12 protein-coding genes are annotated in these 13,181 nt (G+C 65.5%); 10 read left to right on the forward strand and 2 right to left on the reverse strand.

What is annotated here, in order from left to right:
- The first annotated feature begins 42 nt into the window (after nt 1–42).
- Nucleotides 43–852, forward strand: coding sequence for a 4-hydroxy-tetrahydrodipicolinate reductase (gene dapB / locus DDE20_RS15475; protein ID WP_116559428.1), 810 nt, complete (start codon nt 43–45; stop codon nt 850–852).
- Nucleotides 853–873: 21 nt separating this feature from the next.
- Here the strand turns inward: dapB and DDE20_RS15480 are convergent, their stop codons facing one another.
- Entirely contained in the window at nt 874–1,080 is a 207-nt protein-coding gene (locus tag DDE20_RS15480; RefSeq protein ID WP_116559429.1) for a DUF1674 domain-containing protein, read from the reverse strand.
- 101 nt (nt 1,081–1,181) lie between these two features.
- Between DDE20_RS15480 and DDE20_RS15485 the strand changes: the two genes are divergently transcribed.
- The 9 genes from DDE20_RS15485 to DDE20_RS15525 all read left to right on the forward strand — a co-directional run bounded on the left by DDE20_RS15485 (nt 1,182) and on the right by DDE20_RS15525 (nt 12,763).
- Nucleotides 1,182–2,417 carry an RsmB/NOP family class I SAM-dependent RNA methyltransferase gene (locus DDE20_RS15485; protein WP_116559430.1) on the forward strand — a complete coding sequence of 412 codons (1,236 nt, stop codon included), beginning with the start codon at nt 1,182–1,184 and terminating at the stop codon, nt 2,415–2,417.
- A gap of 68 nt (nt 2,418–2,485) precedes the next feature.
- Nucleotides 2,486–4,246 carry a heparinase II/III family protein gene (locus tag DDE20_RS15490; protein ID WP_116559431.1) on the forward strand — a complete coding sequence of 587 codons (1,761 nt, stop codon included), beginning with the start codon at nt 2,486–2,488 and terminating at the stop codon, nt 4,244–4,246.
- Nucleotides 4,247–4,280: 34 nt separating this feature from the next.
- A complete protein-coding gene (gene purH, locus DDE20_RS15495) occupies nt 4,281–5,864 on the forward strand; it encodes a bifunctional phosphoribosylaminoimidazolecarboxamide formyltransferase/IMP cyclohydrolase (RefSeq protein ID WP_116559432.1) in 1,584 nt (527 codons plus the stop codon).
- Nucleotide 5,865: 1 nt separating this feature from the next.
- On the forward strand, nt 5,866–6,357 hold the full coding sequence (lspA, locus tag DDE20_RS15500) for a signal peptidase II (protein ID WP_116559433.1): 492 nt from the start codon (nt 5,866–5,868) through the stop codon (nt 6,355–6,357).
- Between the two features lie 35 nt (nt 6,358–6,392).
- Nucleotides 6,393–6,920, forward strand: coding sequence for a DUF3035 domain-containing protein (locus DDE20_RS15505; protein WP_116559434.1), 528 nt, complete (start codon nt 6,393–6,395; stop codon nt 6,918–6,920).
- Nucleotides 6,921–7,046: 126 nt separating this feature from the next.
- On the forward strand, nt 7,047–8,381 hold the full coding sequence (locus DDE20_RS15510) for a M16 family metallopeptidase (RefSeq protein WP_116559435.1): 1,335 nt from the start codon (nt 7,047–7,049) through the stop codon (nt 8,379–8,381).
- Nucleotides 8,378–9,694: a M16 family metallopeptidase gene (locus DDE20_RS15515; RefSeq protein ID WP_116559436.1), complete on the forward strand. Its 1,317-nt coding sequence runs from the start codon at nt 8,378–8,380 to the stop codon at nt 9,692–9,694. Before DDE20_RS15510 ends, DDE20_RS15515 begins: the two co-directional genes overlap by 4 nt.
- 40 nt (nt 9,695–9,734) lie before the next feature.
- The gene (gene mutL, locus DDE20_RS15520; RefSeq protein ID WP_116559437.1) at nt 9,735–11,627 is read left to right on the forward strand and encodes a DNA mismatch repair endonuclease MutL; all 1,893 of its coding nucleotides are present in this window, start codon (nt 9,735–9,737) and stop codon (nt 11,625–11,627) included.
- Nucleotides 11,624–12,763, forward strand: coding sequence for a DNA recombination protein RmuC (locus tag DDE20_RS15525; RefSeq protein ID WP_116559438.1), 1,140 nt, complete (start codon nt 11,624–11,626; stop codon nt 12,761–12,763). The genes mutL and DDE20_RS15525 overlap by 4 nt, the downstream gene beginning before the upstream one ends.
- A 90-nt stretch (nt 12,764–12,853) precedes the next feature.
- On the opposite strand, the gene DDE20_RS15530 is transcribed toward DDE20_RS15525, so the two are convergent.
- Nucleotides 12,854–13,054 carry a hypothetical protein gene (locus tag DDE20_RS15530; RefSeq protein WP_116559439.1) on the reverse strand — a complete coding sequence of 67 codons (201 nt, stop codon included), beginning with the start codon at nt 13,052–13,054 and terminating at the stop codon, nt 12,854–12,856.
- Nucleotides 13,055–13,181 lie beyond the last annotated feature (127 nt).

Here is a 13,181-nt window from a genome sequence, read left to right on the forward strand (position 1 = left end):
CAACGAACCGGCTATGGAGAGGGACAAATCAAGGGGACTGCCATGAGTGAGCCATTAGCCATCGTAGTAAACGGCGTATCAGGCCGGATGGGCCGGATGCTGGTCGAGGTGATCAATGCCAGCGACAAAGCCCGCGTCTGCGGCGCGCTCGAGCGGCCCGGTCATGCCTGGGTCGGCAAGGATCTGGGCGAGATGCTCGGCGGCACCGCCACCAGTGTGATCGTCGGCGAGGATCCCGCGCAGGTGCTCAAGGGCGCGCAGGCGGTGATTGATTTCACCGCCCCCGCCGCCACCGTGGCTCTGGCCCGCACCGCCGCGCAGATGGGCGTGGCGCATATCATCGGCACCACCGGCTTTACGCCCGCGCATCTGGCCGAGCTGCAAGAGATCGCGCAGGCTGGCGTGATCGTGCGCGCAGGCAACATGAGCCTCGGGGTGAACCTCTTGACCGCGCTGACCCGTAAGGTCGCCGAAGCGCTCGACAGCGATTACGACATTGAAATCATCGAAGGCCACCACCGGCACAAGGTCGACGCCCCCTCTGGCACCGCGCTGATGCTGGGCGAGGCCGCTGCCGAAGGCCGCGGCGTGTCGCTGGAGGATCACGCAGTGCGCGCGCGCGACGGGATCACCGGCGCCCGCGAGAAAGGCAGCATCGGCTTTGCTGTGGTGCGCGGCGGCGATATCATCGGCGAGCATGACGTGATGTTTGCCGCTGATGGCGAACGGTTGATCCTGCGCCATATCGCCAGCGACCGCGCGGTATTTGCCCGCGGCGCGCTGAAGGCCGCACTCTGGGCGCAGGGCCGTGAGGCGGGCGAATACGATATGATGGCGGTGCTGGGGCTCTAAGCCCCCACCGTCCGGCGGCGGTCAGAAATCGACCGCGATGCCCTTGCGCTCCCAATCGCCGTAGCGCACCGGCTCGGGTCCGTCACGCCCGCCCAACTCGGTGGGCATCGCCTGCGCTTCGGCCTCGGCCTTGGCGCGGCGCTCGGCGGCTTCGGCCAGCGCGCGCTGCGCGGCGGGCGGCAGATCGGCGGGGGTTGCGGCGGTAGTGGGGGTGGTTTCGTCAGTCATCACTCTTTCCTCGCATCGGGCGATAGGATAGGCGCAAACTAAGGTCCGCGCGCCCATCCGACAAGGCCGGACCTTCCCTCGCTTCCCGACCGGAGACAGATATGCCCCCCAAGCCCGCCCAAGACGACCCCAGACTGCTGGCCACCGACCTCGTGCTGGCGGTGATCGCCGAGGGGCAGATGCTGACGGAATCGGGGCTGGCCCATATCGACCCCGCCGTGCGTGCCCGCGCCCAGCGCCTTGCCAGCGCCACGCTGCGCAATCTGGGTCGCGCCGATACGGTGATGAAACCCTATCTGCGCAAGGAACCACCCGTCGCGGTGATGGCCGCGCTGCGCGTTGCAGTGGTCGAGATGCTGGATCAGGGCGCCGCGCCGCACGGTGTGGTCAACGCCACCGTCACCGCGCTGAACGCCAGTGGCGCCGCAAAACTGGCGGGGATGGCCAATGCGGTGCTGCGCCGCGCCTCCGAGTATCAGGGCTGGGCGGATCTGCCGGTCCAGCGCCTGCCCGGCTGGCTGCGCCGCCGTTTGCGCGGGATCTATGGCGAAGATGTGGTCACGGCGATGGAAGCCGCGCATCACGCCGGCGCACCGATTGATCTGACGCTGAAATCCGGTGCCAGCGAGGTCCCCGAGGGCGAGACGCTGCCCAACGGTTCCCTGCGCCTACCGCAAGGCGTGCAAGTCAGCGCCCTCCCCGGTTTCGACGCTGGTCACTGGTGGGTGCAAGACGCCGCCGCCGCCCTTCCCGCGACGCTTTTGGCCGCGCAAGCCGGTGAGCGTATCCTCGATCTTTGCGCCGCACCCGGCGGCAAGACCATGCAACTGGCGTCCACGGGCGCCGAGGTCACCGCGCTCGATCTCTCCGAGGGGCGGCTCCGGCGTGTGCACCAGAACCTCGCGCGCACCGGTCTGACTGCCGAAGTGATCTGCGCCGATGCTCTGGAATACCAACCCGACACCCTGTTCGACGCAGTGCTCCTCGATGCGCCCTGCTCGGCCACCGGCACCATCCGCCGCCACCCCGATCTGCCGTTTGTGCGCAAACCCGCAGACATAGAGCCGCTTTTGACCCTGCAAGCGCAGATGCTCGACCGCGCGCTCACGCTGCTGAAACCCGGCGGGCGGCTGGTCTATTGCACCTGCTCCTTGCTCCCCGACGAGGGCGAGGCGCAGATCACTGCTGCGCTGGAACGTCACCCCGATCTGAGAACCGTTGACCTCCCCGCCCTGCCCTTTGGCCGCGCCACGCCCGAGGGCGGCTGGCGCACCCTGCCGATGGACCTGAAGGGCGGAAACGACGGTTTCTATATGGCGCAACTTCGCCGCGACTGACGCAGGTGGGATGACAGCGCCACCGCTTGGCGTTATCCCTTGCAGCCGAGGCGACATAAAACACGGGCATGAGCATGACGCAGGGCTGGACAGCGCGCAAACGGCGGTGGGGCAATCGCCTTGCGGCGCGTGCTGCGCGTTCGGCACCGGCAGCGGGCGGCTTTGTCTCGATGCCCGAGCCGCGCACAGTCGGCCATTTCGCTCGCGGCAAACAGCTCTCGGCGGGGAATTTCCTGCTCGCCGGCCATATGGTCGAAACCCATGAACCTTGGGATATCGACCCGCCATCAAGCGGTTTCACCAATGAATTGCACGGGTTTGCATGGCTCGACCATATGGCCGCCTGCGGCGATCGCGGCGCGCGGCTGGCGGCGCAGGGCTGGGTGTTTGACTGGATCGAGCGCTTTGGCATGGGCGAAGGGCCGGGCTGGGAGCCGGATCTCACCGGTCGCCGGATGTTGCGCTGGATCCAGCACGCGCTGTTCCTGACCTCGGCCCGCGACGGCGACGACAACCGCCCGTTCTTTGCCGCCTTGGGCCGCCAGACCAAATTCCTGTCGAAACGCTGGAAAGCCGCCGCCCCGGGATTGCCGCGTTTCGAGGCGCTGACCGGCCTTTTGTATGCCGCACTCTCGCTGCTCGAGATGGAGCGCCACCGCAAACCCGCGACCGAGGCGCTGGCCTTGGCCTGCGCCCGCGATATCGGCGCAGACGGCGGCATCCACAGCCGCAACCCCGAAGACCTGCTCGAGGTTCTGACCCTGCTGGTCTGGGCGCAACTGGCCCTGCGCGACGCCGAACTTGCGGTGCCGCCCGAGATCGGTGCCGCCATCGCCCGCATCGCCCCCTGCCTGCGGGTGCTGCGCCATGCCGACGGCGGGCTGGCGCGGTTCCACGGCGGCGGGCGCGGGCTGGAGGGCCGTCTGGAATACGCGCTCTCGGCGGCCGAGGTGCCGGTGACCCCACGCGCCCCCGAGGCGATGGGCTATGCGCGGCTCGAAGGCGGGCGCACCTCGCTGATTGTCGACACCGCACTGCCCCCCGCCGGCGCCTCGGCCCATGCCGCCCATGCCTCGATGCTGGCGTTTGAGCTGACCTCGAACCGCCGCCCGTTGATCGTCAACTCGGGCTCGGGCCTGCCCTTCGGGCCGGAGTGGGAGAAGGCCGGACGCGCCACCAACTCGCATTCCACCCTGTCGATCGACGGCTATTCCTCGGCCCGTTTTGGCAAGGCCTCGCGCCCCGAGGATGGCGGCGCGCCGCTCATGGACGGGCCGAAACTGGTCACCCTGAACCGCTCTGACGAGCGCGATGGCGCGTCGCTGCTGCTGAGCCATGACGGCTATGTCGCGACCCACGGGCTGACCCATGTGCGCAACCTTGATCTGGGCCATGACGGGCGCGTGCTCTTGGGTGAGGATATCCTCGTCGCCCGCGATCCGGCGCATGTCAAACAGCTCAACCAGCTACTCGACGCGGGCAAGCTGCGCGGCATCAGCTATGCGCTGCGCTTCCATCTGCACCCCGAGGTTGACCCCTCGCTGGATATGAACGGCACTGCGGTCTCGGTGGCGCTGCCCTCGGGCGAGATCTGGGTATTCCGCTTTGACGGGCCGGGGCGAATGTCTCTGGAGCCTTCGGTCTACCTTGAGCGCGGCCGTCTGGCGCCGCGCCCGTGTCAGCAAATCATCATCCGCGCGGCAATTTTGGACGAGTCGAGCCAGATCAACTGGACACTGGCCAAGGCGCAGGATACCCCGCTGGCGATCCGTGACATTGGCCGCGATGATGATCTGGCCCTGCCACGTAATGTGATTGCCACGGACTGAAAGCCGCCCCAAGGACCGCCCAAGGAACCCCGCCATGACCAACCTCGCCCCCCTCAAACGCGCTTTGCTGTCGGTCTCCGACAAAACCGGATTGATCGAATTGGGGCAGGCACTAGCCGCGCGCGGCGTCGATCTGGTCTCGACCGGTGGCACCGCCAAAGCGCTGCGCGACGCGGGGCTGAGCGTGCGCGATGTCTCCGAGCTGACCGGTTTCCCCGAGATGATGGACGGGCGGGTCAAAACCCTGCACCCGATGGTCCACGGCGGGCTTTTGGCGTTGCGCGATGATGCGGGCCACACGGCGGCAATGAGCGACCACGGGATCGAGGCGATCGACCTCTTGGTGGTCAACCTCTATCCCTTCGAGGCCACGGTGGCGCGCGGCGCGGGCTATGATGAAACCATTGAAAATATCGACATCGGCGGCCCCGCGATGATCCGTGCCGCCGCTAAGAACCACGGCTTTGTCTCGGTGGTCACCGACCCCGAGGATTACGCCGCTCTCCTCGCTGAACTCGACGCCAACGCCGGCCAAACCACGCTGCACTTCCGCCAGACGCTGGCACAGACCGCCTATGCGCGCACCGGCGCCTATGACGCGGCGGTCAGCACTTGGATGGCGGGCGCCATCGGGCAGGACACCCCGCGCCGCCGCGTCTTTGCCGGCACCTTGGCGCAGGGGCTGCGCTACGGCGAGAACCCGCACCAGTCGGCGGCCTTCTACACCGATGGCTCAAACCGCGCCGGTGTCGCCACGGCAACCCAGCTTCAGGGCAAGGAATTGTCGTATAACAATATCAACGACACCGATGCCGCCTTTGAACTGGTCTCGGAATTCGACCCCGCCAATGGCTCCGCCTGCGCGATCATCAAACATGCCAACCCTTGCGGTGTGGCGCTCGGCACGTCGCTGAAAGACGCCTACCAGCGCGCCTTTGACTGCGACCGCACCTCGGCATTCGGCGGGATTATCGCGCTCAATCAACCACTTGACCGCGCGACCGCCGAAGAGATCGTGAAGATCTTCACCGAGGTGGTGATCGCACCGGGCGCCGATGACGACGCCATCGAGGTCTTCGCCACCAAGAAAAACCTGCGCCTTCTGATCACCGACGGGCTGGCCGATCCCGCAGCGGATATCACCTCGGTGCGGCAGGTCGCAGGCGGGTTTTTGGTGCAAGACAAGGACAATGGCCGCGTCGATGATCTGAAAACCGCCACCAAACTGGCCCCGTCTGAGGCGCAACTCGCCGATATGCGCTTTGCTTGGACCGTCGCCAAACACGTCAAATCCAACGCCATCGTCTATGTCAAAGACGGCGCCACCGTGGGCGTCGGCGCGGGCCAGATGAGCCGCCTCGACTCAGCCCTGATCGCCGCCAAAAAGGCCGAGCGTATGGCCGAAGCCCTCGGCCTGCCCGAACCTCTGACCAAAGGCTCGGTGGTCGCCTCCGACGCTTTCTTCCCCTTTGCCGACGGGCTGATGGAAGCGGCGGGCGCGGGTGCGGTCGCGGTGATCCAGCCCGGCGGTTCGATGCGCGACGATGAGGTGATCGCCGCCGCCGATGAGGCAGGCCTCGCGATGGTGTTCACCGGCATGCGCCATTTCAAACACTGACATGCGCATCGCCACCATCACCACGTTGATCATTCTGGCGCTGGACCAAGCGCTCAAATGGGCGGTCGTCGTCGGGCTCAACCTGCGCGAGGTGATGTATATCGAGGTGCTGCCTCCCTACCTCAACCTCACCATGGCATGGAACAGAGGCGTCAACTTCGGCCTCTTTGCTGCCGATTCCGTCTGGCTGCGGGTGGCACTGGTGGCGCTGGCGCTCATCGTCACCGGCTGGGTCTGGTTCTGGGTGCGCCGCGAAGGCGCGCGGCCCTTGATGCAACTGGCGCTCGGCTTTCTGGCTGGCGGCGCCTTGGGCAATGCCATCGACCGTATCACATGGGGCGCGGTGGCGGATTTCCTCAACGTCACCTGCTGCGGCTGGGTCAACCCTTGGGCGTTCAATGTCGCTGATATCGCGATATTTATCGGCGCCTTTGGGCTTATCCTTGCCTCGGGCGACAAAACCCCCCGTGACGATCGGTCGGGGTTGCGCTAAACACGGGGGCAAGCTCTGACCTATCGGGACCCGGGATGACGATTTTTCGACTCTGTGCCTTTGCCCTGCTCACCATCTTGGCCCTCACCGCCTGTTCGCGCAGCGGCGAAGGACCGTTCCTGATGAATGCCGCCTCGCCCGGCGATTCGCCCGATGAATTCTCCATCGTGCCGACCGCGCCGCTTGAGGCACCGCCCAATTTCAGCGAGTTGCCGACCCCGACACCCGGTGGCAGCAACCGCGTTGACCCCGACGCCCGCGCACTGGCCGTGGCCGCCCTTGGCGGGCGCGTCTCGGCCGAGGCTGGCGGCATCCCCGCCGCTGACGCCGGTCTCGTGCGTTATGCCGCGCGCGCAGGCTCCACCGAGGATATCCGCGCCACGCTCGCCGCCGAGGACCTGCAATTCCGCCGCAACAACAGCCCGCGGGTGCTGGAGCGGATGTTCAACACCAATGTCTACCGCCAAGCCTATGCCGAGCAGATCCTCGATCCGCAGGAAGAGCTACGCCGCTGGCGGGAACGCGGTGTGCGCACCCCTTCGGCGCCGCCTCCGGGACGCTAAGCGCCGGGCCACAACCGCCAAAACCAGAGCGAAACACAACGCGGCAATCACAAGCGCGCCATAACCGCTTGTCGTTGCCGTGCATCGCGGTAAACCTGCTACAGTCATAGACTGGAGCCCGCCGCCATGATCCATCCCCTTCGCCTCTTTGCCTCTGCGCTCACTTTGGTCGCATTCGGACTGCTGCCCGCGCTGGCCGAAGAGCCGCAGATGTTCACCCTCGACAACGGTATGGAGGTGGTGGTGATCGAGGATCACCGCGCGCCGGTGGTGGTGCATATGGTCTGGTATCGCGTCGGCGCTGCGGATGATCCCGCCGGTCAATCGGGCATCGCGCATTACCTTGAGCACCTGATGTTCAAAGCCACCGAGACCATGGAAGAGGGCGAATTCTCGCAGGTGGTTGAGGCCAATGGCGGGCGCGACAACGCCTTCACCTCATGGGATTATACCGCCTATCATCAACGGGTTGCCGCCGACCGGCTGGGTCTTATGATGCAGATGGAGGCCGACCGGATGGTCAATCTGCGCCTCGACCGCTCATCATGGCGGCCCGAGCGTGACGTGATCCTGCGCGAGCGCGGCCAGACGCTGGAAAGCAATCCGCACCGCCAGTTCAGCGAGCAATTGCGCGCAGCGCTGTTTCAAAACCATCCCTACGGGCGCCCGATCATCGGCTGGCGGCATGAGATGGAAGAGCTAACCGGCGAGATCGCCACCGAGTTCTACCGCCGCTTCTATGCGCCCAATAACGCCATTCTGATCGTCGCCGGTGATGTCGAGGCCGAAGAGGCGCTGGCGCTGGCCAATGAGCATTACGGGCCGATCCCCGCCGCCGTTGAAACACCGGAACGCATCCGCGCCACCGAGCCGCCGCATTTGGCCGAACGCCGCGTGATCATGCATGACGAACGGGTCAGCAACCCCTATGTCAGCCGCCAATATCTGGCGCCGATCCGCCGCTCGGGCGACCAATCCGAGGCCGCCGCCTATCAGGTGCTTGCGGTGCTCTTGGGCGGCAGCTCACAAACCTCGGTGCTGGAACGCAGCCTGACCTATGATCAGGAAATCGCCCTGACCGCTTGGGCCGGATATAACGGCGACGGGCTCGACAATGGCACCTTTTCGCTGGGGGTGATGCCGGTGCCCGGTGTCTCCCTGCAAGACGCCGAGGATGCGCTTGACGCGGTGCTGGCGGATTTCATTGAAAACGGCGTCGATGACGCGCAGTTCGAGCGCGTGCAGATGCAGATCCGCGCCGAGGCGATCTATCAGCAAGACGACGCCCGACGCCGCGCCAATGCCATCGGTTCGGACCTCGCGGTGGGGCTGACGCTGGCGGACAGTCTCGACTGGATCAATGTGCTGCAAGCGGTCACGCCTGAGGATGTTATCAATGCTGCACGCAGTCTCGACCGCCGCTCTTCGGTGACCGGCTGGCTGATGGGAGAAGACGCATGATTCGCCTGATTTACACCGCCGCGCTCGCGCTGATGCTCACCGGCCCGATCGCCACGCCCTTGGCTGCCGCCGTCGATATCACGCCGGTCACCTCGCCCTCGGGGCATGAGGCCTGGCTGGTCGAGGAGCACTCGATCCCCTTTGTCTCGATTGAGGTAATTTTCACCGGCGGCGCCTCGATTGATCCCGAGGGCCAGTCCGGCGCGGTCTCGCTGATGACCGCCTTGCTCAATGAGGGCGCGGGCGATCTGAACGCGCAAGACTACGCCGCGGCGCTCGAAGCGCTGGCCGGGAGCGTCAGTTTCACCGCCGGTCGTGACAGTGTCTCGATGTCGATCCGCGCGCTCAGCGAGAACCGCGATCAGGTCATTGATCTGGCGATTCTCGCTCTCACCGACCCGCATTTCGAGTCGCAAAGCCTTGAGCGGGTGCGCGGCCAGATGGTCGCCTCGCTGGAATCCGACGCGCGCGATCCCAACACCATCGCGCAGCATAATTTCGCCGCCTTGGGCTATGCCGGTCACCCCTATGCGCGGCCCAGCGACGGCACCGCCGATTCCGTCGCCGCGCTCTCGCTCGACGCGATCCTGCACGCCCATCAGACCGCCTTCACCAGCGATCTGGCCTATGTCGGCGCAGCGGGGGATATCACCGCCGCCGAACTGGGCGCGATCACCGACCGCATCCTTGACCAACTGCCGCAATCCACCGCCACATTGCCCGAATATCAAGCCTTTGACGCCGAGCCGGGGATCACCGTGATCGACTTCCCCGGCCCGCAATCGGTGATCCAGTTCGGCCATGCGGGCATGCATTACGACGATGATGATTTCATGGCCGCCTATCTGATCAACACCGTCTTCGGTGGCGGCGGGTTCAGCTCGCGGTTGATGACCCAACTCCGCGAGGAACGCGGGCTGACCTACGGCATCTATACCTCGCTGGCCTCGTCGCGCTTTGGCGACAGCTATGTCGGGCGCTTCTCCACCGCCAATGCCAGCGCCGCCGAAGCGATTGAACTGGTCCGCGCGCAGTATGAATGGCTGGCGAATGGCGGCATTACGCAAGAGGATCTGGACCGCGCGCAAACCTATCTGACCGGCGCCTATGCGCTGCGATTTGACGGCAACGCCTCGATCGCCAACATCATGGCGTCGATGCAGTTTCAGGACTATCCACTCGACTATGTGAACATCCGCAACGATCTGGTGCGCGCGGTTACGCTCGAGGATATCCAGCGCGTTGCCGCCCGTCTGGCACAGCCCGAAGCGCTGCATTTTGTCGTCGTCGGACAGCCCGAAGGGCTTGAGTGACCGCTTTAATCCGGGCGGGTGACATGCTATTCCTAGTGGCATGCATGCCACCCGCCCCAAGATAAGCCAAACCCGCGCTCTGATTCGCCAATTGGACGAAAGCGCCGCCAACCGCATCGCGGCGGGTGAGGTCGTCGAGCGTCCAGCCTCGGCAGTCAAGGAACTGGTCGAGAATGCAATCGACGCCGGCGCCACGCGCATCCGCGTCGATTATGCAGGCGGCGGCAAGACATTGATCCGCGTTACCGATGACGGCTGCGGCATGAGCGCCGAGGATTTGCCGCTGGCGATGAGCCGCCATGCGACCTCAAAAATCGACGGCTCGGACCTGTTGAACATCCACACCTTCGGCTTTCGCGGCGAGGCGCTGCCGTCCTTGGGCGCGGTCGGACGGCTCAGCATCTCCAGCCGCACCGAATCGGGCGATGGCGCGCAGATCGCAGTGACCGCAGGGCGGATGGAGGGCGTCCGGCCAGCGGGTTTGAATGCGGGCACGGTGGTCGAATTGCGCGACCTGTTCTTCGCTACCCCCGCGCGGCTCAAATTCATGCGCACCGACCGCGCCGAGGCGCTGGCGATTGCCGATGTGCTGCGCCGTCTGGCGATGGCCGAACCCTTTGTCGGCTTCAGCCTGACCGACCTCGACACCGGTCGCGCGGTGCTCAGTCTCGACAGCGAGCAGGGCGAATTATTCGACGCGCTCGAGGCCCGTCTGGCGCAGATCATGGGCCGTGAGTTCACCGACAATTCGCTGCGGCTCGACACCGAGCGCGAGGGCGTGCAGCTAACCGGCTATGCCGCCCTGCCGACCTATTCGCGCGGCTCCTCGGTGGCACAATATCTCTTCGTCAACGGCCGTCCGGTGCGTGACAAGATGCTGCACGGCGCGCTGCGTGCGGCCTATTCCGACGTTCTGCCGCGCGACCGCCACCCCGCCGCCGCGCTGTTCTTGGATTGCGATCCGGAACTCGTCGACGTCAACGTGCATCCCGCCAAAGCCGAGGTGCGGTTTCGCGATCCGGGCATTGTGCGCGGGCTTTTGGTCTCGGGCATCCGCCACGCGCTGGCCGAGGCCGGTCACCGCGCTTCGGGCACCGTCGCCGCCGCGACCCTCGGCGCGATGCGCCCCGAACCCTCGGGTCCGCGCATCTGGCAGATGGATTACGCCAGCCGCCCCAGCTTTAATTCCGTGCAAAGCGCCTATGCCGCGCAGGCGCCACAAGCCCCGACCGGCGAGCCCCCGCACCATGACGCCGACGGGGTGATCGAGCCGCAGGGCTTCGCCGATGCGCAAACCCCCTTTGGTGCCCCCGCCCCCTATGCGCGGATCGAGCCCGAAAGCGGCCCGACCGAGGCGCCTTTGGGTGCCGCGCGCGCGCAGGTGCATGAGAATTACATCATCGCCCAGACCGCCGACGGGATCGTGATTGTCGACCAACACGCCGCCCATGAACGGCTGGTCTATGAGCGCCTCAAACGCCAGATCGCGCAATCCGGCGTCAAATCACAGGCGCTACTGATCCCCGAGATCGTGCCGCTCTCCGCCGCCGATGCCCAGCGCCTGTTGGATCACGCCGAGGCGCTCGCTGACCTTGGCCTGATGATCGAAGCCTTTGGCGGCGACGCGGTCGCGGTGCGCGAAACCCCCGCTGAACTTGGCACCGTGGATGCGCGCAAACTGGTGCTCGATATCCTCGATGAACTCGCCGATCAGGGCGATTCGGGCACGCTGGCCTCGCGCATTGACGCGGTGCTCAGCCGGATCGCCTGCCACGGTTCGATCCGCTCGGGCCGGCAAATGCGCGGCGAGGAAATGAACGCATTGCTGCGCGAAATGGAGGTCACGCCGCTTTCGGGCCAATGCAACCACGGGCGGCCCACCTATGTCGAACTCAAACTCAGCGACATTGAAAAGCTGTTCGGGCGGCGATGAGCGGCGAGATTGACCTGACCGATCCGCTGGTTCTGGGCGGTATTGCGGCGGCGGTTCTGCTGGTGATCCTGCTGCTGGTGCTCAGCGCCTCGCTAAAAGCCGCCCGCGCGGTGCAGCCCTTGCAATGGCAGATGGGCCAATTGGGCCAGCGGGTGCAGGCGCTTTCCGACGGGCAGCAGCATCTCTCGGGCGGGCTGCATCATGTCTCGGAGGCGCAGGCGAAAGCGCAGGGCCAGATGATCCAGATGGTCGAGAAGCGTCTTGCCGATGTGTCCGACCTGATGGCGCAATCGCTGCAGGGCAATGCGGTGCGCACCGCGCGCTCGCTCGGCGATCTGCATGCACGGCTAGAGGCGATCGACAAAGCGCAGGCGAATATCGAAAAGCTCTCGGGCAACGTTCTGTCTTTGCAGGACATTCTATCAAACAAACAGACCCGCGGTGCCTTTGGCGAGATCCAGCTGCATGACATTGTGCAGCGCGCCCTGCCGTCGGATTCCTATACCATGCAGGCGACGCTATCGAACGGCAAACGCGCCGATTGTCTGGTGCATCTGCCGAAGCCGCCCGGCGCGATTGCGATTGATGCGAAATTCCCGCTCGAACCCTATGAGGCGCTGCGCAACGCAACCAATGACGCGGAAACCGCCGAGGCCCGCCGCCAGATGCGCGCGGCATTGCGCCATCATATCCGCGCGATTTCCGAGAAATACATCCTGCCGGGCGAGACCGCTGATGGCGCGCTGATGTTCCTGCCCTCCGAGGCGGTCTATGCCGAGTTGCATGCCAATTTCCCCGAGATCGTGCGCGAGGGGTTTTCGGCGCGGGTCTGGATCGTCTCGCCGACCACCTGCATGGCGACGCTGAACACGATGCGCGCGGTGCTCAAGGATGCGCGTATGCGCGAACAGGCGGGCGCAATCCGCAAGGAACTCGCCGAGCTTTACAAGGATATCGAACGCCTCGGGGTGCGGGTCGACAATCTCGATCGCCATTTCTCGCAGGCGGCCAAGGATGTCTCGGAAATCCGCATTTCCGCCGATAAGGCCGGACGTCGCGCGCGGCGGCTGGACAATTTCGACTTCGAAGAGCTGACCCAAGAACCGCCATCTCCAGTGCTGCCCCGCGACAGCTAGGGCCGCCGAGTTGTCTTGAACTCACCGCAGGCGCTGCCTTTGCCCCGCAATGGCTGCCCCACCATTGTAGGCGATTAAACCCAGCACACCTCAGGGCGCGCGGCCCGCATTCAGCTTTGCCCAGCCCGCAACCTGTCCCGTCTTTGCCGCGGGGCAGGGTTTTTCCTGTCTGGCCGATTTAAGCGCAATCGCGGTGGGCAGGTGATACGGGCAATGGGTATGGCACCCCGGGTGAAAGCAGACCGGCGCGGTTTTCTCGATCTCGGCATCGGCCAGAGACACACGGTTCATGGATCGTGTCCCAGGAACTGGTGTAACTTTGTTCTTCGGCCTTGGCTTGGCCGCAGTTACAGGGCGGCGATTGTCGCCGGGTCCATGGAGGTAGTGTCGCAAATGGCGGCGACGGTTTCCAGCGTCA

The sequence above is a fragment of the Pararhodobacter oceanensis genome (assembly GCF_003076755.1).
Taxonomy (GTDB): Bacteria; Pseudomonadota; Alphaproteobacteria; order Rhodobacterales; family Rhodobacteraceae; genus Pararhodobacter; species Pararhodobacter oceanensis.